General features: G+C 36.1%; 19 protein-coding genes. 13 read left to right on the top strand and 6 right to left on the bottom strand.

What is annotated here, in order from left to right; translation table 11 throughout:
• Positions 1–25: 25 nt before the first annotated feature.
• The 10 genes from murA to BCI01S_RS19745 all read left to right on the top strand — a co-directional run bounded on the left by murA (position 26) and on the right by BCI01S_RS19745 (position 10,233).
• Positions 26–1,333 carry a UDP-N-acetylglucosamine 1-carboxyvinyltransferase gene (gene murA, locus BCI01S_RS19790; protein ID WP_047945079.1) on the top strand — a complete coding sequence of 436 codons (1,308 nt, stop codon included), beginning with the start codon at positions 26–28 and terminating at the stop codon, positions 1,331–1,333.
• 355 nt (positions 1,334–1,688) lie between these two features.
• On the top strand, positions 1,689–2,702 hold the full coding sequence (gene spoIID / locus BCI01S_RS19785; RefSeq protein ID WP_061800829.1) for a stage II sporulation protein D: 1,014 nt from the start codon (positions 1,689–1,691) through the stop codon (positions 2,700–2,702).
• A 484-nt stretch (positions 2,703–3,186) separates the two neighbouring features.
• Positions 3,187–4,032, top strand: coding sequence for a stage II sporulation protein SpoIIQ (spoIIQ, locus tag BCI01S_RS19780; RefSeq protein ID WP_061800828.1), 846 nt, complete (start codon positions 3,187–3,189; stop codon positions 4,030–4,032).
• 784 nt (positions 4,033–4,816) lie between these two features.
• Positions 4,817–5,089, top strand: coding sequence for a sporulation transcriptional regulator SpoIIID (spoIIID, locus tag BCI01S_RS19775; protein WP_016204804.1), 273 nt, complete (start codon positions 4,817–4,819; stop codon positions 5,087–5,089).
• Between the two features lie 678 nt (positions 5,090–5,767).
• Positions 5,768–6,769, top strand: a complete 1,002-nt coding sequence (locus tag BCI01S_RS19770; RefSeq protein WP_061800827.1) for a rod shape-determining protein — start codon at positions 5,768–5,770, stop codon at positions 6,767–6,769.
• 362 nt (positions 6,770–7,131) lie between these two features.
• Positions 7,132–7,944, top strand: coding sequence for a flagellar hook-basal body protein (locus tag BCI01S_RS19765; RefSeq protein WP_061800826.1), 813 nt, complete (start codon positions 7,132–7,134; stop codon positions 7,942–7,944).
• Positions 7,945–7,979: 35 nt separating this feature from the next.
• Entirely contained in the window at positions 7,980–8,807 is an 828-nt protein-coding gene (locus BCI01S_RS19760) for a flagellar hook-basal body protein (RefSeq protein ID WP_061800825.1), read from the top strand.
• A 15-nt stretch (positions 8,808–8,822) separates the two neighbouring features.
• Complete coding sequence (locus BCI01S_RS19755; RefSeq protein ID WP_061800824.1) at positions 8,823–9,107, top strand: DNA-directed RNA polymerase subunit beta; 285 nt, start codon at positions 8,823–8,825, stop codon at positions 9,105–9,107.
• A gap of 205 nt (positions 9,108–9,312) precedes the next feature.
• Positions 9,313–9,750, top strand: a complete 438-nt coding sequence (gene fabZ, locus BCI01S_RS19750) for a 3-hydroxyacyl-ACP dehydratase FabZ (protein WP_047942697.1) — start codon at positions 9,313–9,315, stop codon at positions 9,748–9,750.
• A gap of 177 nt (positions 9,751–9,927) precedes the next feature.
• Positions 9,928–10,233: a hypothetical protein gene (locus BCI01S_RS19745; RefSeq protein ID WP_047942696.1), complete on the top strand. Its 306-nt coding sequence runs from the start codon at positions 9,928–9,930 to the stop codon at positions 10,231–10,233.
• A 73-nt stretch (positions 10,234–10,306) separates the two neighbouring features.
• Here BCI01S_RS19745 and BCI01S_RS19740 read toward each other — a convergent pair whose 3' ends face one another.
• Entirely contained in the window at positions 10,307–10,741 is a 435-nt protein-coding gene (locus BCI01S_RS19740) for a YwpF family protein (RefSeq protein WP_061800823.1), read from the bottom strand.
• 517 nt (positions 10,742–11,258) lie between these two features.
• Between BCI01S_RS19740 and BCI01S_RS19735 the strand changes: the two genes are divergently transcribed.
• Positions 11,259–15,053: a S8 family serine peptidase gene (locus BCI01S_RS19735; protein WP_061800822.1), complete on the top strand. Its 3,795-nt coding sequence runs from the start codon at positions 11,259–11,261 to the stop codon at positions 15,051–15,053.
• Between the two features lie 158 nt (positions 15,054–15,211).
• Here the strand turns inward: BCI01S_RS19735 and BCI01S_RS19730 are convergent, their stop codons facing one another.
• Together BCI01S_RS19730 and BCI01S_RS19725 are read right to left on the bottom strand one after the other, a co-directional pair.
• Positions 15,212–18,058, bottom strand: coding sequence for a DEAD/DEAH box helicase (locus BCI01S_RS19730; protein ID WP_047942692.1), 2,847 nt, complete (start codon positions 18,056–18,058; stop codon positions 15,212–15,214).
• A complete protein-coding gene (locus BCI01S_RS19725) occupies positions 18,045–19,658 on the bottom strand; it encodes an SWIM zinc finger family protein (RefSeq protein WP_047942690.1) in 1,614 nt (537 codons plus the stop codon). The genes BCI01S_RS19730 and BCI01S_RS19725 overlap by 14 nt, the downstream gene beginning before the upstream one ends.
• Positions 19,659–19,948: 290 nt before the next feature.
• Between BCI01S_RS19725 and BCI01S_RS19720 the strand changes: the two genes are divergently transcribed.
• A complete protein-coding gene (locus BCI01S_RS19720) occupies positions 19,949–20,134 on the top strand; it encodes a hypothetical protein (RefSeq protein WP_047942687.1) in 186 nt (61 codons plus the stop codon).
• 27 nt (positions 20,135–20,161) lie between these two features.
• Here the strand turns inward: BCI01S_RS19720 and BCI01S_RS19715 are convergent, their stop codons facing one another.
• The 3 genes from BCI01S_RS19715 to BCI01S_RS19705 all read right to left on the bottom strand — a co-directional run bounded on the left by BCI01S_RS19715 (position 20,162) and on the right by BCI01S_RS19705 (position 23,203).
• Positions 20,162–21,241, bottom strand: coding sequence for a C40 family peptidase (locus BCI01S_RS19715; protein WP_047942685.1), 1,080 nt, complete (start codon positions 21,239–21,241; stop codon positions 20,162–20,164).
• A 321-nt stretch (positions 21,242–21,562) separates the two neighbouring features.
• Positions 21,563–22,435: a helix-turn-helix domain-containing protein gene (locus BCI01S_RS19710; RefSeq protein ID WP_053215703.1), complete on the bottom strand. Its 873-nt coding sequence runs from the start codon at positions 22,433–22,435 to the stop codon at positions 21,563–21,565.
• 387 nt (positions 22,436–22,822) lie between these two features.
• Positions 22,823–23,203 carry a thiol-disulfide oxidoreductase DCC family protein gene (locus tag BCI01S_RS19705; protein ID WP_061800821.1) on the bottom strand — a complete coding sequence of 127 codons (381 nt, stop codon included), beginning with the start codon at positions 23,201–23,203 and terminating at the stop codon, positions 22,823–22,825.
• A 235-nt stretch (positions 23,204–23,438) separates the two neighbouring features.
• Here BCI01S_RS19705 and BCI01S_RS19700 point away from each other — a divergent pair, with 235 nt between their 5' ends.
• Positions 23,439–25,439 carry a penicillin-binding transpeptidase domain-containing protein gene (locus tag BCI01S_RS19700; RefSeq protein ID WP_047942683.1) on the top strand — a complete coding sequence of 667 codons (2,001 nt, stop codon included), beginning with the start codon at positions 23,439–23,441 and terminating at the stop codon, positions 25,437–25,439.
• Positions 25,440–25,636: the final 197 nt, after the last annotated feature.

Below are 25,636 nucleotides of genomic sequence, written 5' to 3'. Positions count from 1 at the left end.
TATTGGACGCGGAGGGGAATAGACTTTGGATAAAATCATCGTCCGCGGCGGAAAAAGGTTGAATGGAACGGTTAAAGTAGAAGGCGCAAAAAATGCCGTTTTGCCTGTGATCGCCGCTACATTATTAGCAAGTGATGGAAAAAGTATAATTAAATCAGTTCCGACTCTTTCAGATGTATATACGATTAATGAAGTATTGCGATATTTAAATGCAGAAGTACATTTTGAAAACGGAGAAGTAACTGTAGATGCATCAAATGATTTAAGCGTTGAAGCGCCATTTGAGTACGTAAGAAAAATGCGCGCATCTGTTTTAGTAATGGGATCTTTGTTAGCAAGAAATGGCCATGCAAGAGTAGCATTACCTGGTGGTTGTGCAATTGGTTCAAGACCAATTGATCAACATCTAAAAGGTTTCGAAGCAATGGGAGCAAAGGTTCAGGTTGGTAATGGATTTATCGAAGCTTCCGTAGATGGACGTTTAAAAGGTGCGAAAATCTATCTTGATTTCCCAAGTGTTGGTGCGACGGAAAATATTATGATGGCTGCTTCTTTAGCAGAAGGTACGACTATTATTGAAAACGTAGCAAAAGAACCTGAAATTGTTGATTTGGCGAACTTCCTAAATAAAATGGGCGCAACAGTAAGAGGAGCAGGTACAGGAACTATTCGCATTGAAGGTGTAGAAGTGCTACATGGTACAGAACATACGATTATTCCGGATAGAATTGAAGCAGGGACATTTTTAATCGCTGCTGCTATTACTAATGGAAATGTCCTTGTACAGGGTGCGGTTCCAGAACATTTATCATCCTTGATTGCCAAAATGGAAGAGATGGGTGTTGTTTTCAAAGAAGAAGAAGACGGTATCCGTGTGATTAGTGCAGAAAATTTAAAAGCTGTAGATATCAAAACAATGCCTCATCCAGGATTTCCAACAGATATGCAATCTCAAATGATGGCATTACTTCTTCGTGCAAAGGGAACAAGTATGATTACAGAAACTGTTTTTGAAAACCGTTTTATGCATGTAGAAGAATTTAGACGTATGAATGGCGATGTGAAAATTGAAGGTCGTTCTGTTGTTATGAATGGACCAACTAATCTGCAAGGTGCAGAAGTAGCTGCTACTGATTTACGTGCTGCTGCTGCCTTAATATTGTCTGGACTTGTAGCAGACGGTATTACACGCGTTACAGAGCTTAAACACTTAGATCGTGGTTATGTTAATTTCCACGAAAAATTAGCTGCGTTAGGCGCTGATATTGAAAGAATTACCGAAGAAAGTGAATTAACGTTAACGGCAAGCTATGTTGCAGATTTAAATGCATAAATATAATTGGCAAACTTTATTTATCGATTTCATTCCGATAGATAAAGTTTGTTTTTTTATGGGCAAAATTATACATAATATGAAAAATATTTTAGAATAACCGAGAAGTTCAATAGAGGCTTCTATATGTGTTTCAGTTCCTACTTCTGTTAATATCTGTTATATAATAGAGGGGATTACCGGAGTTGTTTAAAACACAGGATTGCTAAAATAGTATGCAAAACGGATATGTTTAGAACCATAAATTAAGGATATTTCTCTAGAAAAAAGAAGGAATAAAAGCTTGTCCATCTCCATAAGAATGTTTTAGAGACAGTTAAAAAGGTCTTATTTCTATCTTATGGAGGCTTTATTCATGATTAAAATCAAACCTTTCATCGTACTAGGAGTTATTCTGTTTGCTATTACTATACTTATTCCGACCATCCTTGTTCTGCCCTCTATTCAGGGTAAAAAGGAAGAGGTAAAGAGTAATATACCACCTGCAGAAACGCCAGAGCCTGCTATTGAAGTAGCTGTATATCGTGAAGATAAACAAGAAGTAGAGAAATTAGACTTAGAAGAATATGTAGTTGGGGTTGTTGCATCCGAAATGCCAGCGAAATTTGAAAAAGAAGCATTAAAAGCACAAGCCTTAACAGCGAGAACATATATTGTAAAAAGAATGATGCATCAAGAGAAAACAGATCTTCCAAAGGGAGCATTAGTTGGCGATACAATAAACTACCAAGTGTATAATAACCGCGAAGAATTAAAGAAAATTTGGGAAAATGATGGGTTAGACTGGAAGAAGAATATGGCTAAAATAGAAGAGGCTGTAGCGGCTACAAAGGGGCAAATTTTAACGTATGAAGGTACTCCTATTGATGCCACGTTTTTCTCCACAAGCAACGGATACACGGAAAATTCAGATGATGTCTGGGCTAATTCCATCTCCTATTTACAAAGTGTGGAAAGCCCATGGGATGTCAATTCGCCAAAGTTTAAAGGGGAAGTGACAATGCCTGTTAAAGACTTCGAGAAGAGCTTAGGCGTTAAGCTTACAGCTGACAGGAATGTATTAGAAGACGTTAAATATACAAAAGGAAAACGAATTGCAAGTGCCAAGATTAATGGAAAACAATTATCAGGAACAGATATTAGAGAAAAGTTGAGCTTAAAATCAACGGACTTTACAATGGAACGAAAGGGAAATAACGTTTATATTGCTACAAAAGGATATGGTCATGGTGTCGGCATGAGCCAATATGGGGCAAACGGAATGGCCGCAAATGGGAAAAACTATGAAGAAATCGTAAAATACTATTATAAAGGGGTAGATGTAACAGCATCTGATGATATGCTAGCGAAATACACAGCTCAGAAATAAGGGAATCAGCCAAAGTAGCGGGTGAATCAGCCAAAGTAGAGAAGTATCAGCCAAAACAGCGGGTGAATCAGCCAAAGTAGAGAAGTATCAGCCAAAACAGCGGGTGAATCAGCCAAAGTAAAGAAATATCAGCCAAAACAGCGGGTGAATCAGCCAAAGTAAAGAAGTATCAGCCAAAGCAGCGGATGAATCAGCCAAAGTAGAGAAATATCAGCCAAAACAGCGGGTGAATCAGCCAAAGTAAAGAAGTATCAGCCAAAGCAGCGGTGAAATCAGCCAAAGCACTAATTACAAGCCTAAAAAGCAAGTCTTCCTCAAGAAGGCTTGCTTTATTTATTGTGACTTCATCCCATTAATAATTAAAATTTTCGTTTCTATGTATAAACTCAAGAACTTTGTCGAAAAATAAGTCTAAAAAATTTTTTAGCATGTAGGTATATATTTATCATTATCTGTTCAGAATGATTGCTGAGGTGATGATAAAATGAGAGAGGAAGAAAACAAACGTACTTCTCCAAAGTCAAAAGTAAAAAGCTTTTTTAAAAAGCGTTGGGCATTTCCAGCCATTTATATCGCAAGTGCAGCTATTATTCTAACAGGGGTCCTATGGTATCAAAATAGCGCATCAGAAACAGATAAGTATAAATATGATAACGCTGATATGCCAACAAAACAAACAGATGAACCTGCAGAACCAGTAGCAAAGGAATTTGAGAACTTTGCATGGCCAGTAGTCGATGAAGATTCTTTCATTACACAAAAAGAGTTCTATGATAATACGGCTAGTAAAGAAAAGCAAGCTGAATCTTTAGTATTCTATAATAATCAATATCAGCCAAACACAGGTATTGACTTAAAAATGGAAGATGACAGCGAATTTGAAGTAGTAGCAGCTCTAAGTGGAACCGTTACAAAAGTTGCGGAAGATTCTCTATTAGGGAATACAATTGAAATTGATCATGACAATGGGATTAAAACATATTACCAATCTGTGAAGGATTTCCAAGTGGAAGAAGGGGCTGAAGTAAAGAAAGGCCAACCATTAGCAACTGCTGGAAAAAGTAAGTTGAATCAAGAAGCAGGAGTTCATGTCCACTTTGAAGTAAGAAAAGACAATGTAGCTGTGAACCCTATTGATTATTTTGGTAAACCGGTAAGTGCTTTACAAAGTGATGATACTTCTGGTGCTACTTCTGGAAATGATTCAGCAGTAGAAAAATCAAGTAATTCCGATGAAGAAATGCCGACAGATAACAAATTAGAAAATGGAACAGACGCTAAACAGGATGAAGATTCAGAAGGGTCTACAACTACAGATCCGAACGCTTAATAACTAGAGGTTGCTATAAGTAGTTTTTACAAAGCATAAAATAAAGATTATGCGAGTGATAGCTACTTTATGGCAACCTTTATGTATTCTCGAAAGAAGTATTTTATGGATGGGAAATGTCGAAGAAAATATGTAAATACAAAGAATTCTCATCTAGACATCTAGCTTTATATCCTCGAATAGTCCACTAAAAGGCAAGACATCTAATAACTCCAGAATATTTATAAGTGAAAAGTAGTAGTATAATTTAACTATAAGTGGAAGACATAAATGGAAAATAGTCATTTACGAGCGGAAAATGACAAATTTCTCGGGAAATATTAAACCTCTGACGATGAAAACAACAGATATTTTTCTAATAATAACAGATATAAAACCACACATCGGCAATTTCCTCTTTTTAAAAATATCATTCCTGTTTTTCAAGCCAATCAATTGTTTCGCATAAAACATAGCTATTTAATTCCTCAAAAACAAGTAAATATAGAAAAAAACAGATAAACCTTGTCCCTATTCATATTTTTCTGCATAAAGTCTTACCCAAGCTAATAAAATGTTACAAACCTTACAAAGCGGAAGTTTGGAGTGAGGGGTCGTTTGAAGATAATGGATATGTAGTTGAGGACATGTTTAATCCCTATAAGAACAGAAAGCTTTTGACTTTCTGCCGCATGAAGAAAAGTATTATGCAGGAAAGGAAACGTGCGGGATGAAGAATTTCAACGAAGCGAAAAGCGAGTCTCATTTCACACTTCTCACATCCAATTTAGGGAGGGCGAGTGGTGTGCACGATTACATCAAAGAGAGAACTATCAAGATTGGAAAGTATATCGTGGAGACGAGAAAAACGGTTCGCGTAATAGCGAAGGAGTTTGGCGTATCCAAAAGTACAGTCCATAAAGATTTAACAGAAAGACTTCCTGAAATTAACCCAGATTTAGCAAATGAAGTGAAAGAGATCCTTGATTATCATAAATCAATACGACATCTACGCGGTGGGGAAGCAACAAAAATGAAATATAAAAAGGAAGAGCTTGAAGGGGAAACTGTACAGTAAGAAATTCCAGGGTAATGCTTTATCATGAATGCATTAATTAAATAGAAAAAGTATGCAATATTAAGTTACCCTGGAAATATTTAAAACAGAAAGGGAAGTTTAGAAAAATGGAGTTACAACAGTCTATCGGTGGAGGTGTCTCCATCGATAGAGAAAAAGAATGAGTATAAAAAGCAACTCATTTTGGAATGCTAATAAAGGGTACATAATAGCTAAAAGGACCTTGGAAGCAATGTCCTTTTTCTTGTTTGAGAAAAAAGAAAATTATTTTGTGAAAAAAAACTCATTTTTTTTACAAAAAGTTACTTATTTCGTGATCTTATGATAAAATAAAAAATTAGAGTGGTTTAAATAGATAGAGAAAAAAACATACAAATTTTAACCTGAAAAATACATAATTCACTTTACAAAAGAATGAAAATGGTTGATTTAATATAGAGCGATAAGAAAGACATATTTAAGCGAGGTAAATATTTAGTGGCATTTAAAAAGGCGCTATAACTGTGTGAATGGAAGGAATTCTTAGGAATGTTTTTTCGTTTAACTACATTTAATGAAACTTAAATATGAGGATGTCGTTACATATAGTGTGGAAGCCAGCTCTTTGTCTCTATAAGGAAAATGAAATTATAAAATGAAAAAAATGGAAAAGCTAAAGGCGAAGGAGGAGCATATATAATGTTTGCTAGAGATATTGGTATCGATTTAGGAACAGCAAATGTACTCATTCATGTAAAAGGAAAAGGGATTGTATTAAATGAGCCTTCTGTTGTGGCATTAGATCGCAATACAGGCAGAGTGTTAGCGGTAGGAGAAGAAGCTCGTAGTATGGTCGGACGTACGCCTGGAAATATTGTTGCTATTCGCCCACTAAAGGATGGCGTTATCGCTGATTTTGATGTAACAGAAGCAATGCTAAAGCATTTCATTAATAAATTGAACGTAAAAGGATTTCTTTCAAAGCCAAGAATTCTTATTTGTTGTCCAACAAATATTACTAGTGTGGAACAAAAAGCAATAAAAGAAGCAGCCGAAAAAAGTGGTGGAAAGAAAATCTATTTAGAAGAAGAACCAAAGGTTGCAGCGATTGGTGCAGGAATGGATATTTTCCAACCAAGTGGAAATATGGTTGTTGATATTGGCGGCGGTACTACAGATGTAGCAGTGCTATCAATGGGGGATATCGTTACTTCTTCTAGTATTAAAATGGCTGGAGATAAATTTGATAATGAAATTCTCCAATATATTAAACGAAAATATAAGCTCTTAATTGGAGAACGTACGGCAGAGAATATAAAAATTAATATTGGAACTGTTTTTCCAGGTTCTAGAAAAGAAGAAATGGATATTCGCGGTCGTGACATGGTTTCTGGTCTTCCAAGAACTATTACGGTACATTCAGAGGAAATTGAGCAAGCATTAAGAGAGTCCGTATCTGTTATTGTACAAGCTGCTAAAAGTGTCTTAGAAAGAACACCACCTGAGCTTTCTGCTGATATCATTGATCGTGGAGTTATCTTAACTGGTGGTGGAGCATTACTTCACGGGATTGACTTACTATTAGCGGATGAATTGAAGGTTCCTGTATTAGTAGCTGAAAATCCAATGGATTCTGTAGCAATCGGTACAGGAATAATGTTAGATAATATTGATCGTCTTCCAAAAAGAAAATTAAGCTAAAAAATGGGGGGTGCATAAACAAGTGAAAAAACTTGTTTATGCATAGGAAAATGAAATCTATTTATTTCATACCCGTTTGTATAAGTCTTAAACCTAAAAAATCGGAATGGAAAAATTTCTTTTTCTTATTCCGATTTTTTATTTAGCTGTTTCTGTTTTTTTAGTAACCATAAGGTTCTTCTTCCTCCTTTATCTTCCAGTAGATTGTTCCTATGAATAGCCGATATAATAAATGATTAATATAACGAACATTTTTAGACTTTTTTCAACAAAATTTAATGTAATCTTTTGATATTTTTTTTATAATAGAATATAGAATATATATGCTTGAATCGAAATTTTTGTATAGATAGGAGACAGTTATGTTTAAAGGGTTCTATACAGCAGCTTCTGGTATGCTTGCTCAGCAGCGCAAAACCGAAATGCTTTCTAATAATATGGCCAACAGTACGACACCGGGTTTTAAAGCAGATCAATCATCCATGAGAGCTTTTCCTGAATTATTACAGCAAAGCGTTAGGAAAAATGCAGCTGGTACTATAGAAAAGCAGCAAGTAGGCTATTTAGCAACAGGAGTCTATATGCAAGAAATAATCCCGAAGTTTACTCAAGGTGATCTTAATCAAACAGGATTAAAGACAGATTTAGCAATCTTAAACGCGAATATTCCAGGGAATGGAACGAATGCTGGCGGCGGATTATTTTTTACAGTGCAAAATGATAATGGAGTTGCTTATTCGAGAAACGGAAATTTCACCTTAGATGGCCAAGGGTATTTAACTACTTCTAGTGGTGCTTACGTTTTAGATGAAAATAATGAACGAATTCAACTTACAAGTGCGGATTTCTCTGTTACATCTGATGGAGTGCTTACAAGCAGTAATGGAGAAGTGTATCGTCTTGGAATAAGTTATACAGATTCACCGGAACAGCTCGTAAAAGAGGGGGATGGTTTGTATCGAGCACAAGATGGAGCCGCTCTACAAAGTGCTTATGCAAATAACCAAGTTACCTTTCAAATTAATCAAGGTTTTTTAGAGAATTCTAATGTTGATACAGCGCAGACAATGACAGATATGATGACTGCTTATCGAGCATTTGAAGCTAATCAGAAAATATTGCAGGCTTATGATAAGAGCATGGATCAAGCCGCAAATGAAATTGGTAAGCTATAAGAATCATTTAGATAGTAGTAAAGGGGGGAATCGCTATGAATAGAACGATGATAACGGCTAGTAATACTTTAACACAGCTGCAAAAGCAAATGGATCTTATTAGTAATAATATGGCTAATGTTGATACTACAGGCTATAAAAGGCAAAATGGGACGTTTACAGATATGCTTTATCAGCAATTTAATAATCAAAAGGATGAAACGCAGGAAGTCAATCGTCAGACGCCAAACGGCATCAGGCAAGGAGTAGGCGCTAAAATGGCTCAAACGCAATTAGTGATGACACAAGGAATGATTAAATCATCTGATCGCGTTTTGGATACTGCATTGACGAAAGAAGGACAATTATACAGAGTATTGGTGCAAGACGGAGGAACTTCCGAAATGCGTTATACGAGAGATGGAGCGATGTATTTATCACCTGTATCTAATAATGAGAATATGCTGGTTACGAAAGAAGGCCATGCTATCCTTGACGAGAATAATAACCCAATTTTATTAAATAATAATGTTAAAGAATATGCTTTTTCATCAACAGGAACTTTAACAGTTCAATTGAATAATGGCGGGCAGGAAACCTTTAATCTCGGCATATCGTATGCTAATAATCCGCAAAGCCTTGAAAAAACAGGGGAGAACTTATATCGACTCTCTGACACTGCTGATGAAAATCAAGTAATGGTCGATTTGAATGGCGGCAGAAGAAATGAAATTGCAATGAAACAAAAAGCATTAGAACAATCTAATGTGGATATAAGCAAAGAAATGGTCAATCTGATTGCTACACAGCGCTCCTACCAATTTCAGTCCAGATCCATCTCTTTAGCAGATCAGATGATGGGATTAGTGAATGGAATACGTTAAAAAAGGAGAAAAGTGATGGCATTAAATAGCAGTAGTCAAGAAATGGTTAAGACAAGAGAACAGGTTAAAAAAGATCAAAAAGAGAAGAATAATCCAGAAGAGAAAGCTTCTCCTAAACAGAAGATTAGAGTTCGTCTGTTTCCTATATGGCTACGTATTGTTGTCATTATTTTAGTAATGGCTGTAAGTGTTCTAGCTGGAGCCGTTGTCGGTTATAGTGTAATGGGAAACGGAAAAGCAACGGATACCTTTAAAAAAGATACCTGGATGCATATTGTCAATTTGATAAATGAAGAGTAAAGAAGATGGGAATTTGTAAAAATAATTACAGATTCCTTTTTTGCTGGTGTGCTGGAATGATCAAATTAACGAAATAGCTGTTCAGGATGATAGCTAGAACAACTATTTTAAAAAACATCTTAAAAAAGGAGGGGATATCCCTTCCTTTTTCATAGCTTTTTTTAGTACAATATAATATAACCACATATTAGTAGGAGGTCACAAAATGTTAGATATTAATCAAATTAAAGAAATAATTCCTCATCGATATCCATTTTTATTAGTAGATAGAATTTTAGAAGTGGAAGAAGGTAAAAAAGCTGTAGGTATTAAAAATGTATCGGCAAATGAAGAATATTTTAATGGGCATTTCCCTGAATACCCAGTTATGCCAGGTGTATTAATTGTAGAAGCATTGGCGCAAGTAGGAGCGGTTGCCATGTTGATTAAGGAAGAGAATAAAGGAAGATTAGCTTTCTTTGCTGGAGTAGATAACTGCCGCTTTAAAAAGCAAGTGTTTCCAGGAGATCAGCTGCGACTAGAAGTAGAAATGACAAGACTACGTGGCAACTTTGGAAAGGGAAAATGTGTAGCTACTGTTGATGGTGAAATTGCCTGTGAAGCAGAAATTATGTTTGCCCTTGGAGATAAGAAAGAAGCATAAAAAGGCAGAAAGAAGAGGTGTCTGTTTAAACGAGCAGCTTCTTCTTTTTTTCTTTACAACATTGTTTATTATTGGAATTGAATAATAAGGCGTAATAATTTTCTTTTCTTGGATAACCTAATAACTGACCAAATGAATGGTCATGAATGATACTTATCAAGAAAAGGGGTATAACGAATGACTAAATGGATGAAGTTATTAGGAGTTTCAGCGTTATCTGCTATGCTGTTAACTGCTTGTGGTAATGATGATGATAATCAAAGTCCTCCACCGGATGATGATACCACAATCGAAGATAAAGACTTAGATACGAATGACGTTGTTCCAGACAGAGGTACTGATCTGGATAATGACAACGAACCAGATGTACCAGATGAAAATAAAGATGATGATCTAGATCCAACAAAGGATGATAATGATCCTGGTGAAGATATGATCGAAGATAAAGATGATATGAAAGACAAAGACGATATAGATCGATAAAGAGCCTATATGTTCAGAATCTCAAGGTTATTCCAGGCCTTGAGATTCGTCTATTCAATAGTTCTCCTGCAACCTACAGCTTCTTCTCCAAAAATGTCTGTGGCTTGCTTTGCATCAGCTCAGTAAATTTATTCGATAATTTTTTCCCTTCATAGCCTTCTTCGATTAGATATTGGAGCAATAGCTCTGCATAGTCTTTTCTGTCTCTTTTTAATGTTCCTTCTAAAAGAATGCTTGCTTTATCACCAAAATTTTGGATAGACAGAATCATTACTTCAAAAGGAGCGGGATCATTTTCTTTTTTTGAGATAACAGCTTGAACAAGCAACTCCTCCTTCTTCTGAAATGCTTCATCAAGAAAAGCGATAGCAGCTAATTCTGTATAAACCTCAATTAGCCAATGATTAAAATCATCTTCTTTATTTATAATCAATCCATCAATCAATTTAATCGGCACTAGCTTTTCCTTCGTGAGAATCTGTAAAGAAATTAATTTAAAAGTTTTCACGATAATCCCTCCCCAGGCAAATTCTCCTTTTCTTTTATTATACCTTACCTTGATGAATTATCTAAGCTCTCGAATGATCCGATTGGAAAATAAGTGAATATAATTCTATTTCGTATAGTACAAAAATATTCTCCCTGCCTCCATCTGAAAACAATCTCTTTAAAAATTATATTAATAAAAGTTTGTTTTATATTGTTCACTATTTTTTTAATCTATTCTTTCTAAAAGGAGAATGTTTTATAATTTTTGCTAACATTTGCTTCTAAAAACTAGCTTTCATCACAGCCTTTCATCAATAGTTCCCCAAGGTGATTATATCCTGATATTGGCAGAAAAGCAGAATAACGTCAGCTCTTGGCGAAAAAGGAATAAAAATGCGATATTTACTGACTAAATTACTAGTATATACAAGAGAGAGACAGTACTTTCGTCCCTTAATAAATATAAGAATATTGTGATATTTTTATATAGTTCGATATATTCCGAAAATAAAGAAGGGGTAGAGGGGAGTTTTAACATGAAACTTAGAAAAGTATTTTTTCTAGTTATTATGCTCTGTATGCTATTTTCCAATAGTGTATTGGCAGCAACTGTACCAGATAAGGAAATTCGTAATAAAGGAGAAGAAAACAAGCAAAATATCCAAACCATAAAGGTGGACGAGCTAGAGACCACTTATAATAAAAACGATACGGTTCGGGTAGTGGTAGAGATGAACACGGAGCCGACGGTGCAATATGCTCAAGCACAAGCAAAGCAAGTAAAAGAATTGCCTAAATCAACAAAAGAAAAATTAAAGAGCGAAAAGTTAGCAGAGCAGAAAAAAGTAAAAGAAAAAGTAAAAGCAAGAAAAGTAAAATTTAAGGAATTAGAGAATTTCACCACCATTTTTAATGGTTTTAGTGGAGAAATGAAGTACGGAGATATTGAAAAAATCGAGGAACTTCCAGAGGTAGCAAAAGTACATATTGCCACAGCTTATGAAAGACCAGAAGAAGAAGCAGACATGATATATAGTAAAGAACTTGTACAAGCTCAAGATGCTTGGCGGGATTATGGTTTTAAAGGCGAAGGAATGATTGTTGGTGTAATTGATACCGGCATTGACCCAAATCATAAGGACATGGTACTTTCTGATGAAACAGAAGAGGAATTGAGCAAGGAAGAAATTGCCCAATTTAAAAAGGAAAATGGGCTTAAAGGTAAATTTTATAGCGAAAAGGTACCATACGGATATAACTATATGGATGAAAATGACATTATTCAAGATATCGCTGAAGGGGCAAGTATGCATGGGATGCACGTCGCAGGTACTGTTGGAGCAAATGGCGATGAAGACAATAATGGGATTAAAGGAGTTGCGCCAGAGGCACAGCTTTTAGCGTTAAAGGTTTTCGGAAATGACCCAACTGTATCGACTACCTGGGGAGATATTTATATTAAAGCTATTGATGATGCGATCGTATTGGGTGCAGATGTCCTTAACATGAGTTTAGGATCTCCAGCAGGTTTTGTTGCGGCCGATGCACCAGAGCAGCAAGCTGTAGAGCGTGCTGTGGAAAATGGAATTATGATGTCTATTTCAGCTGGAAACTCTGCCCATTTTGGAAATGGCTTTGCCAATCCATCTAGCTCTAACCCTGATATTGGAGTATCTGGTTCACCAGGTGTTGCCTATGATAGTTTACAAGTTGCATCTATTGAAAATAGTTTTATAGATATTGATGCACTTTCCTATCAATATGATGGTCAGATGGAACAAGCTGGATTCCTGTCAGCAGGCAGTGTTCACCCAAATTCAGTTACGGAAAAAACATTTAAAATTGTTTATGCTGGATTAGGGAAACCAGAAGAATTAGCCGCAGTTGATGTGAAGGATAACTATGCGCTCATCCAAAGAGGCGAAATCGGCTTCGTGGATAAAGCAATCAATGCACAGCAGGCAGGGGCAGCTGGTGTTATTATTTATAATAATACAGATGGCTTTGTTAGCATGGCAACAGATGCAAGCATTAAGATTCCTCAACTATTCTTATTAAAAACAGATGGGGATAAATTAGCAGCAGCTCTTCAAAGTGGTGAAACTATCTCGATTACATTTGATGGCAAAAAAATAACTTCCGCTAATCCAGAAGCCGGAAAAATGAGTAGCTTTTCCTCATGGGGCCTAACGAATAACTTAGACTTTAAACCAGAAATCACAGCACCAGGTGGACAAATCTATTCTACTTTAGAAAATAATCAATATGGGATGAAGAGTGGAACGTCGATGGCAGCTCCGCATGTTTCAGGGGGATCTGCCCTTGTATTAGAACGTGTAGATAATGAATTCGATGTATCAGGCTTTGATCGAGTAAACATTGCGAAAAATCTCTTAATGAACACCGCTAAACCGGTGACAGATATTGGAACAGTAAACAGTGCATTTGACTGGGAGGTACCATATTCTCCACGTCGTCAAGGTGCTGGATTAATGCAGCTGCATGCAGCATTACAATCACCTGTTATAGTAACGGAGAAGAAGACGAAAGAAGGGAAAGTAGCCTTAAAAGAAGTAGGAAACACCTTTACTTTTACTCTAGAAGCGAAAAACTATAGTGATAAGAAGGTTAAGTATGATGTGGCTGCAAATATACAAACAGACTTTGCGGCTTACGGAGAGTTAGGTTATACTGCTAATCTATTAGAAGCACAGAAGATTTTGGATGCAAAGATAAAAGTAAATGATAAGAATGAAACAACGATAAGCATTCCTGCCAACAAAAGCAAAAAAATTAAAGTATCTGTTGATTTAACAAATGCAAAAGTAATTGATCCTTCTCAAACAGGCAGTTGGGAAACACCTGTAGCGATTGATCGCGTATTTGAAAATGGCTATTTTGTGGAAGGGTATGTAACATTAACAGATCCTCAGGAAACAAATGCAACATTAACCGTGCCGTATGTTGGATTTAAAGGTGACTGGAACAAAGCACCCATTTTAGATGGGATGAAATATGATGAGACATCTTTCTATGGCATGGCTGGAGCGGTGACAAAAGAAGGAGAAGACTTCCTATACCTTGGATATGATCCGATTACAAGTAAGTTTACAAAAGAAGGAATTGCCATTTCTCCAAATAATGATGGAGTCCAAGAAGAAATAATTCCGGTTCTATCGTTTTTAAGAAATGCAAAGAAAGTTCAATTCTCTATTGTTGATAGTAAGGGGAAAACCGTAAGGACATTACGTACACAAGAAGAAATTAGAAAGAATTACTATGATGGCGGCAAAGGAACAAAATATGTTCTTGATTCCAATTGGGCATGGGATGGAAAAGTGAATGGAAAGCTAGTGGAAGGGCAATATTTCTACCGCGTTAGTGCAACCCTTGACTATAAAGGTGCAAAACCACAGATAGTAGATATTCCGGTTATTGTTGATACAGTAAGTCCAACTGTTGAAGTGGACTTAGCAGAAGATAATAAAGTATTGGAAATTGCTGCGTCTGATGATGAAAATGGCTCTGGGATTTCTTATTTAGATATTTTAGTAGATGGGAAATCAGTTGTAACTACTCCAGTCAGCGGTGAAACAACTGAATTTACTTTGCCGAATGAAGTAAAACCAGGTACATCTGTAACAGTTGTTGCGTATGATTATGCTGGCAATAAAGAGGAAGCAAGTGTGGTTGCCGAAGAAGAGAAGAAGGATACAACTATTCCCGTAATCTCTTTAGCGACCCCAGAAGCTTTAGAGGTGTATGGAGAAAAAGAAGTGGTATTTAGTGGAACAATCAAGGATGAATCGGACCTTAAAGAATTTACGATTGGCGGTCAAAAAGTAGACACTGTTTATAATGAGGAGAAAGAAGAATATACCTTTAATACAGTCATTCCTTATGAAAATGGCGTTCATTCTGTTGAAATCAAAGCAATAGACAGTGCTGATAATACAGCAGTCTTTAAACGAAGCTTTATCGTTGATGCTGAAGCACCCGTCATCTCCTTCAAAGGGCTTTCTGGCAATCGAATCGTAAATAGCAATGGCAAAAATCCAACTGTACATGTAACAGTAAAGGATAATTTTGATGATATTCAATTAGCTCTAAATGGAAGTGAGCTTTATTATCAGACATTTAAAGAGCCATATGCTATGAGAAGTTTAGAAAAAACAATCAAGAAAGTGGAATTAGACTTAGAAAATGGCTTAAATGAATTTGAATTCACAGCAACCGATTTAGCTGGCCATAAAACAACGAAAACTGTATATTTCTATAAGATGACTAAACAAGAAAATCGAAAAGATATTAAAGTCCCAGAGGATAAATAAACAAACCGATCTAAAAAAGAAGACGAGAAACAGGTTGAGACATAAGTATTTCAATCAAAGATAAACCCCAGCAAGGATACCGAGTAATTCATATCCTTGCTGGGGTTTTTATTCATGTCTTCTGTATTATCCATTTGGTTCTGTTCTCTGCTAGCACCCTATAAGGCTGCTGGGTTTTCATTCAATGACACCAAATCCCTTAATTCATCTGTTGTTAACTCGGTCATCCAATTTTCGTTTTGGATAATTTGGTCATTTAGTGATTGTTTCTTTTCCAGCATCGCATCAATTTTTTCCTCTAATGTTCCTGTACAAATCAGCTTATGAACATGAACAAAACGAGTCTGTCCAATGCGGTATGCACGGTCTGTTGCCTGATTTTCTACAGCAGGATTCCACCAGCGATCATAATGAATAACATGGTTGGCAGCTGTTAAATTTAATCCTGTTCCTCCAGCCTTTAAGGAAAGGAGGAAAATCGGAAATTCTCCAGCTTGGAATTGGTCAATTAAGCGATCACGTTGTTGCTTGGACATACTGCCATTTAAGAATGGAACGTCGATGCTGAACTTTTTCTTCATCATTTCCTGAATCATATGTCCCATTTCAATATATTGTGTAAAAATAAGGCAGCTTTCACCTCTCTCTAAAATCGTATCGGTCAGTTCTGCCAATTTCTCCATTTTTACTGATCGATCAATTAAGCTAGTAGGTGCTTGCTCTTTTAAGTAAAGGGCAGGATGATTGCATAACTGCTTTAATTTACTTAACATTTGTAGGACAAGACCTTTCCGCTCGAATCCAGAGAGCTGCTCAATTTGGGCAAATGTATCGGTAACTAATTGTTCATATAAGGCAGCCTGCTCCGTCGTTAAAGGACAATATTCCTTTTGCTCCAGTTTATCAGGGAGATTCAAGGCAACCTCTTCATCCTTTTTCGTTCTTCTTAATAAGAATGGACGAATCAGTGTCTGCAATTGCTGGATTTGTTCCGGTTTATTTTCCCTTTCAATCGGAATAACAAAGCGCTTTTGAAATTGTCCGAGGCTACCTAAATAACCGTGATTAGTAAAATCAAAAATAGACCAAAGCTCATTGAGACGATTTTCCATCGGTGTTCCAGAGAGCGCAATATAATGTGCTCCCTTTAATTTTCTCACAGCTCTTGATTGCTTTGTCTGCGCATTTTTGATATTTTGGGCTTCATCGATTGCAATGGTACTCCATGTGAGTTCTTCGAAGCTTTGCTTATCGATATGTGTTAATCCATAAGAGGTTAAGACTACATCTGCTTCGTGTACTCTATTTAAAAAGGCCTCATCTTTTAAGCGATTAGCTCCATAATGGAGATATACATTTAAATCAGGTGCGAATCGCTCTAACTCCTTTTGCCAGTTGCCGAGGACAGAAGTAGGACAAATGATAAGAGCTGGTGTTGTTAGTTCTGCTTCTGTTTCTTTCACTTTTAATAAATAAGAAATAAGCTGAACTGTTTTTCCTAGTCCCATATCGTCTGCTAAAATGGCTCCAAATCCATACTTTCTTAAGAAGAGAAGCCAGCTCATCCCAAGCACTTGATAAGCACGTAAATCGCCTAAAAAGCTGTGTGGAACTTCTTCTAATGGCAGATTCTTTACTTCTTTTAATTGATGAATCATCGTTCTCCATTGTCTATTTAGGTCGATTTGGATTCTTGCAAATGTTTTCGGATTCTCTAGCTCATCATTTTGTTGTTCTTCCGCTTGCATTAACTCTTGCTCAATAATATCGCGGACATGCAAACCTTCTTTTTCAGCTTTTTTCATTAAATCCTGTATTTGCCGAATAAAAGCGGGATCTAATTTAATCCAACGACCTTTAATAAAGACAAGACGGCGTTTTTCCTCCACTAATTTATTGAATTCATCTTCAGAGAGGGTGACGCCATTCATAGAAAAGCGCCAATTATAATCCAGCATTGCCTGTAGCCCTACAAAGGATGGACGATGACTTGTACTCGAAACCTTTGCTTTCACTTTCAAGTTGGCTGACTTCATTGCTTGCCACCAAGAAGGAAGAAGAATATCCACTCCAAGGGCAAGGAATGTTTCACTAGCTTCTGATAAAAAAAGCCAAGCTTCTTCTTCTGTTAATTGATTGGTTATCCCGCTTTTTCCTTTTAGCCATGGGAAAAGCAGGAGCCAGCGCTGTTGTTCTTCCTCAATATAGGAGGTAAAGTTTAACCACTTCTTCGGCATATTACTTTCATCATGTATATCCACAACGAGATCAGGATTTTCCTTTGATCGTAAAAATATATCCAAATCCCAAGTTGTATCGATTTCAGTTGGTTCTTCCAGACGGATTCCTAGCGTGAATGGATAGTCTGTTTCTTTTAACCCCATCCATTCCTGCCATTTATCTTCAGTGAAATAAGCAGCCAGCTGCTCGGAAGGAATATTTGCATTCTTTAATGTTTGGATTCTTGCATGGAAATTTTGTTTTGTCTCTTGATGATCTTCCAAATAATGATTGAGCGAATGCTGGAACCATTGCTGGATAAAATCGTTATTTGTTTGACCTGCCAACTCATCGTGAAGTTCCATTTCCCAAAAGCTCGGATCAAATTCATCCATGATACGATTGGGCAGGGACCATTGGAAATTGCCAACCTCCCATTGGCTGAAATCCGGTATCCATTCTTTATGTTTAATAGCTTCCAAAATACTTGGGGCAGCAGCAAGACAAACCTGTGCAGTATCATTCCAATCCCAATCTACATAACGATTAAACCCTTCAGTAGCAAGCAAAGTCACCAACTGCCAGCCACTTAATAATACGCCTTCTATTTCATCAATTGTTACAGTATCTAGGATAGTTCCATAATAGCTCTCTTGATGCTGCTGAAAAAGAAGTTTTTTCCAATAATTAGGATATAGATAGCGATTCTCTATTTCTCCTGTTAAAAAAAATCCTCTATTCTCATAGTAATGAACATTTATTTTTAGATAGTTAGTTTTCAGCATGGATTAACTTTCCCTTTCTACATTCTTCATGAAAGGCTCTTAATCGTTTCGTACGTTCTAAGATAACCAATAAGAATTGCTCGAATTCGGTTTGTTTTTTCAGCTTTTTATAAAGGGTACGCAGTTTTTTTAACTGACGGACAGCGATTCGATAATGCTCTCTATTTTTCCCTTCGATATGTTCTTGAATCGAACGATGATATAAGGAAAGCAATAATGATTGATCATATTCCTGCAGCGTTTTTATTTGTTCTTTGTGAAGATGATCTAGTCCATATCCCATCATGGTAAACAGATCCATCCATTTATCAAATTGTTTCTTCTCATACAGAAAATCCTCATATTTGCGGTAGCTATATGGAAGTGTATGAATATATGCTTTTTCAAGTAAGTCTTCTTTATTCATAGCTAGGCAATAAGGGAGAATCGCTCGGATTGCCATCTGTGTAAATTCGTAGCAATAATCGTCATCATCATCTGTACATATATAATTTTTCAGTTCTTGAATAAATGCTGGTATATATAAATCCATTCTTTTCCAAGCTTTGCGACTCGATAAATAATCAATCCAATAAAGCATATACGAAGTAACTTGTGTATCAAGTGATTGAATGATTTTAAGGGCATTCTCATCTTTTTGAAGAAGGATTTCTAGGTGAATCATGGCAATTTTTTCGGAAAAGCTTGGGTCGCTGTTCGCTGACAATTGTGTCAATTCATCCTGTCTCCATTTTTTCGTGGCGAAAAGATCCGTCCACATTAAGCGATAAAGCTGTATACACTCAAATGCTAATATTGGCTGGATGGTAAGAATTGCTCGTATATCATCCTTTAGACTAATTAAAAAATCGTCAAACGCAAATGGAAAGGTAAAGTTTGATAATTTATAGAGGTTATCCTCGATGCTATTCATTAAATCATGAAAAAGATGTCGATAATAGCGATTGATTGTTTGTGTATTATGATCTAGTTTTTTACTAACTATTAATAATTGTTTAAAAGTAAATACATGGGCGATAACTAAATAAAGGAGCTTCCACTCTGTTTGGAGAGGAGTAGCTGCTTTTATTTTTCGTATATAAATATAATACGTTTCCGCAATCAGATATGGTTTGTTATGATTTGTCTCCATAAGGGATTGAAAACTCTTTTCCAATGTTTCAATCCAATCTGTATAATTTGGCTCTTTGTCTTCTTTTTCCTTCAGTAAGTCACTTGCTCGCATAATACCGAGATTTTTTAACATTTCCGCATTCTCAATTGGTTTACGCCAATTTTCCAACCAAGTGGACACTTTCCCAACTTGTGCAAGTAAATAGAAAAATAGAGCGAGCTGATGGCGACAAAATCCTTCTGCGTGACAAGTACAAGAGCTCTGTTGAACATAATCCAAATCTAAAGTGGCCCTTACAGGCGTTACATCTTGGATCATTCCCGTCACCAATTCATTGGAGAACTTGACCTGATAGACAAAGCTTTGTCTGTACAGAAGCAGTCCCTTTTCCACAACCTTTTTCATTTGGGGATCATTTGCATCCAATAAATTCATTAAGTTTTCTGCGCAAAAATTCACTGGCTCCAAATACTTTTCTAGAAGCATAATGTATCCCTCCCATATTGGTAAATCGATTAATTTTGCTTAAAGATGTGCTCTAAGAAGTAGAGGCACCAAAAAAGTCCATTCTTTAATTATAACGCTTTTTGAATAGAGATGGTAGAGGACAGAAGAAGAGAAGTAAAAGAGCGTAATTGGATACTAGTTTTGAAGTAACGAATATAGGGAATGAAGAGAATAGACAATGAAAGTAGGAAAAAATATACGCAGTTTGGTAAAAGCTCGGCGCTGAATGGTGCGAGATTGGAAGATATATTAGCAAAATGGAGGAATATTTGTTCCATGGTAAGGGTATATCAGCCAAAGTAGTGGAGATATCAGCTAAAACGAGGAGTAAATCAGCCAAAGTAGTGGGTATATCAGCCAAAACAAGGAGTAAATCAGCCAAAGTAGTGGGTATATCAGCCAAAGTAGGGATATATCAGCCAACCCCAAAGCATACAAAAAAGACTGCCCGCTAAATAGACAGCCCTTTCTATTATTATCTGTTAATATAAACGTTTAAAACTATCAAAATGCTCTTTATAGTATGAGTTATCTAAACTTGTAACACGAACGCCGCTTGAGTCAGCGTGAATAAATTCATTGTTGCCAATATAAATACCTAAATGAGAGATACCTTGTTTGTAGGTATTTTTAAAATAGACAATATCTCCAACAGCTGGAACATCTATATAATAGCTGCGGTCATAGTAGCCTTCAGCAGAATAACGTCCAATTGATTTACCGCTTTGATTTAACACATAGTAAACAAATCCGCTGCAATCAAACCCTGCAGTAGTTGAGCCTGCCCAAACATATGGAATGCCAACTAGACTTTTAGAGACCGAAACGACTTTGGAAGCATAGGATTGTCCATTGTTTCCATTAGAAATAAGAGTCGGTTTATTAGAAGAGGGATTAGTATTTCCAGTGTTAGTTATCTTTTCAGAAGCGGTAACCTTCAATTTTTGTCCTGGGAAAATCAAATCAGAATTTAGATTATTTAATTGCTTTAGTTGGCTTACAGACATTTTATACGTAGAAGCAATTTTACTTAAAGTATCTCCGCTTTTAATCGTATAAGTTCCTGTAGAAGCAGTTGTAGTTTCCTTTACAGCTGTATTGCTGTTACTTCCAGAGTTACTAGACGGGTTGGAATTAGCATTTCCAGGTTTGGAAACATATAAAATATCACCAGGATAGATAAGCGAAGAGGATAGATTGTTCCATTGCTGTAACTCTCCTAAAGAAATAGAATGCTGATTTGCTATTTTAATAAGGGAATCTCCTGAAACAACTTTATATGTCTTGGCACTTGAGCTTGTCTTCGTAGAAGTTTTACTAGCGTTAGTTGTATTGCTGCTAGATTTTGAATCATCGCCAATAGATAATTCTTGATTGATTAAAATAAGGTCTGAGGAAAGATTATTTTGCGACTTTATGTCATTAACAGTCGTATTGAATTTCTTCGCAATCTGTCCTAAAGTATCCCCTTTTTTCACTACATAAGTACTAGCAGAGGCATTCGCTGCGAAAGTGGTTGACAGAATAGCCGTAGTTGCCAATACTGTGACTTTCTTCTTCATTTTTTATCACTCACTCCTAATGATTAAACTATAGTATATCTATCTTACCATAACCTATCAGACTATTGACCTTTTATTTTAATAAAATTGATAACGTTTTACGAAAATAGGTAATTATTCATAGAATCTTATCATTAGGACATTAGTTGCTGGAGATGAAACTGATTGTATAAACAGGGAATAACTAACTAGGTATATATGCGGATAGCATAGAGGTGATGGAAAGTGATCGTTATCCCCGCTTAAGAAAAAAGATGCCCCCAACTATTTCACGATTCGTAGGGGAGAATAGTTGGAGGACATCTTTATATAATACATATATTATGTTTGCCAGCTACGGATTTTTCCTTCGATATAATCCGTATATCGATGATCTTTTACTAATTGGAAAATCATTAGTGCATCTTGCATATAAGGAATAGCTAGGTCAAAATTCTTTTGTAATTCATAGTTATATCCGATATGATAGTGAAAGTGAGCCAGCAAATAAAGGTTATCCTGTTGTATCGCCCAATCAATCCCTTCCTTACAATAGGTAATGGATGCATCAAACATGGATTGATCTGTTAAGGATTTCGCGATATTAAAATATAATCTGCTTTTAATCGTATCATCCTTTAAATAGGGAAGCTGGTTGATCGCTTTAAATGCTTGTTCATAAATGGTCAAGGAATCATCAATAAATCCTTCTTCATAGTGAAAGATTCCTTTACTAATAAAGATTTCTATTTCTCTTTCTGTGAAGACAGTGTCAAAGGTAAGTTCAATTGCTTCATTAATAAGCTTTACTGCTCGATTAAAATCACGGTCGATTTCAAATACATAAATTGCCTTATGCCAAAGCAGCAATTGATAGTTTTTTTTATGGTGCGTAAATAAAGGATTTTTTTCTTCTGCTTTTACAATTTGTTTTATTGTATGATAATCAGTATTCCTTCTAGCTGCTTTTAATTGCCGAAAAGTTTCTTCCACATAATCTAGTCTGGGGGTCGTACCAATATCGAAGAAGTAATTTACGTCTACTCCCAATCGCCTAGAAATAAGATAAAGAGTAGAAGACAATGGAAGTACTTCTCCTTTTTCAATCTTGCTTATTTGCGCTTGTGTACAAATATTGTGAGAAAGTTCCTTTTGTGATAGTCCCATTTGCTTTCGTAATTCCTTGATTTTTTCCCCAACCGCTGAAAAATTCAATCGCTTCACTCCTACATAGAAAAGCTCACCTTTTTTTAATGATATTCCTAAAGTTATATTTTTGAAGATTTTTGCAAAAAAACAGTGCTAAATGCCTTAAAATGCCGAAATTTACTTTGAAATCAAGAATTCATCTATCTTAATAATATGATTTAATTGTTTTTACTGCAATATATTAAGAATATTTTTGCTATTTTTAGAAGTGCCCACCTACGCCTTCTAATTATTCGCATAATAAAACTTAATTGAGCATTTTTAATAGAAATTTTGAGATTTCTATTAAACCCCAATATCTGTTTTACGAGTAGTCCTTTTATCTCCAATTTTCTGCCGTTTTCTGATGAGAAAGCGGTCTTTTTTATTCGAAAAGGCAAGAATGTGAGGGAACTATAAAAAGCGCTTCTTCATTTCTTCTGTTGGAAGCATACAGGAATCCTGTTTGCCAAACCATTTATAACGATTTCTAGCAATAATTCGATAAAGAGGGTCTCTGATGAAAGGCGGGATTACTTTTAAAATAGCTAGAAGCTTCCATCCACCTGTAAGATGGCTGCAAATTTCTAAAGCGGCATCCGATTCTAAATAGTATCTATCTTCTTTTAAAAGGATAACACTATCAACCTCAGATAAATGATATTTATTCAATAGATTTCTTCCAGTTTCGCTCTGTAAGGAAGCAAAGAAAAATTGGTTATGTGGATCTCTTTTAATAATAAATTGCACACTTTTGTTGCATAAATTACAAACCCCATCAAATAACACAATCATCTATATCCCCCCTTAGTCTGTATTTTAGCAAATGGTGAAGCAAAAGTATGTTAAAAACGATCTGTAATTTTTTCAATTGGTCTTCGTAATAAAGTTATTATTTTGTCAGAAAGGTAATAATATACAGGATGCAGGAAAGAAAAAATAAAAAAATGACCATTTTGTATGTAATTCTTTTTCCGTTTTTATGAAAAAATGGTACGCTAGTAGTAGTAGATTAGAAGGGGAGATAGGAATGAAAAAGAGATGGATGCTTTTACTGATATTTGTATTGATAGCAGTGGTAACAGGGTGCAATAAGAATGATCCTACCCCAGATGAACGGCTATCACAATATATAAAACTGTGGAATGACGAAAAATTCAAAGAAATGTATGCTTTCTTATCAACAGAAGCAAAGAAAAATGTTTCGGAAGAAGAATTTGTTTCTAGATATGAAAAAATTTACAAAGACTTAAGTATTAAAGATTTAGAGATAACATATAAGAAACCTTCAGACGACGAAAAATTTGATAAAGTAGAGAAAGCAGAAATTCCATTTTCGGTTAAAATGAACAGTATGGCAGGAGAAATCAGTTTTGATAATCAGGCCACGCTTGTAAAAGAAGAGCGAGACAAAGACGAGAATTGGTATATAAATTGGGATACTACTTATATATTTTCTGAGTTAGGTCCTGATGATAAAATTTCGGTCAACACGATTCCAGCAGAACGCGGTAGTATTGTGGATAAAAATGAGAATCCGATGGCCATGAATGGAGTTATTTATGAAGTTGGGCTGGTTCCAGAACAAATGGGAGACAATCCAGATGCTGTCATAAGTAATCTAGCAAAGCTTTTGGATATTAAAAAAGAAACAATAGAGAAAGCGATCCAAGCAGATTGGGTCCAACCGAGCTTTTTTGTTCCAATAAAGAAAGTTGCCACAGGAGATCGTGCTTATTTAGATAAACTCTTTGCATTACCTGGTGTGCAGAAGCAAGATACCAAAGGAAGAATTTATCCATTTGGCGAAAGTGCTGCCCATTTAATTGGCTACATTGGCAGCATCACAGCAGAAGAGCTGGAGGAGAATAAAGGGAAGGGTTATTCAAGCACAGATGTAATTGGAAAAAGAGGCTTAGAGCAAGTGCTGGAGGAACGATTGAAAGGCACGAATGGCGAAGAAATTTCTATTAAAAAAGCCGACGGCAGTACAGTTACTTTAGCGAAAAAAGATGTGAAGAATGGTGAAAATGTAAAGTTAACAATCGATGCAGACTTGCAAAAGGAAATATATGAAAAAATGGATGGCGAAGCAGGTGCAGCTACAGCTATTAATCCGCAAACAGGGGAAACACTTGCGTTAGTCAGCAGTCCCGCATTTGATCCAAACAAGATGATTGTTGGCCTGACAACGTCTGAGAAGGAAGCATATGATAATAATAAGCTAGATCCTTTTACCAATCGCTTTAAAAATAAATATGCTCCTGGTTCTGTTATGAAGCCGCTTGTAGCAGCTGCTGCATTAACAGAGGGCGTCATTACTCCTGAACAGGAAAGAAAGATTACCACTAAGAAGTGGCAGAAGGATAAATCTTGGGGCGGTTATTATGTCACAAGAGTGCATACAAGCTCAGAGCCTGTAAATCTGGCGGATGCTTTGATATATAGTGATAATATTTACTTTGCGCAGACAGCACTTGATTTAGGTAAAGATAAGTTTGCAGCAGAACTAAAAAAATTCGGGTTTGAAGAACCGTTTACTTATGCTTACCCAATTGAAACATCCACCTATGGCAAATTAGATACAGAGCAGCTTTTAGCAGACTCAGGATATGGCCAAGGGCATGTGGAAATGAGTGTGATTCATCTTGCGACAGCATACACACCATTTGTTAACGGTGGAAATCTAATAACACCTGTATTATTAGATAGTGAAGAGAAGAGTAAGGTTTGGAAAGAAAAAATCATGGACGAATCAGTAGCCAACACCATTTCTGATGACTTACAACAGGTTATTGAAAGTCCTCACGGTACAGCACGTGCCGGAAAAATAAGCGGAAAAACATTCGCAGGAAAAACAGGTACAGCTGAATTAAAAGAAAAGCAAGGCGAAAAGGGAACAGAAAACGGCTGGTATGTTACCTATGATAAAGGCAATAAGAACCTCTTGATTGCAATGATGATGGAAAGCGTACAAGATAAAGGCAGCTCTGGATACGTTGTGAAAAAGGTAAAAGAGATAATAGAATAAAGAGAAAAGGAGTGTTCTGTGGGAATGCTCCTTTTTTTTTCATAAAAGTAGACAGGAAGGATTAGGGAGGGGCAACAGGTGGGATGAAAGCTAAAAAGTAGAAGGAGTGACAGAAAAAATGCGTTCATACCCGTGATGAAAGCCAAAATCCAGCTAGTCCAACAAAAACAGCATCATACTTACTCCAAAATCATTTC

This window comes from Niallia circulans NBRC 13626, from assembly GCF_001591585.1.
In the GTDB taxonomy this organism is placed as follows: Bacteria; Bacillota; Bacilli; order Bacillales; family Cytobacillaceae; genus Niallia; species Niallia circulans.
This window is presented reverse-complemented; position numbering and strand designations above follow the sequence as displayed.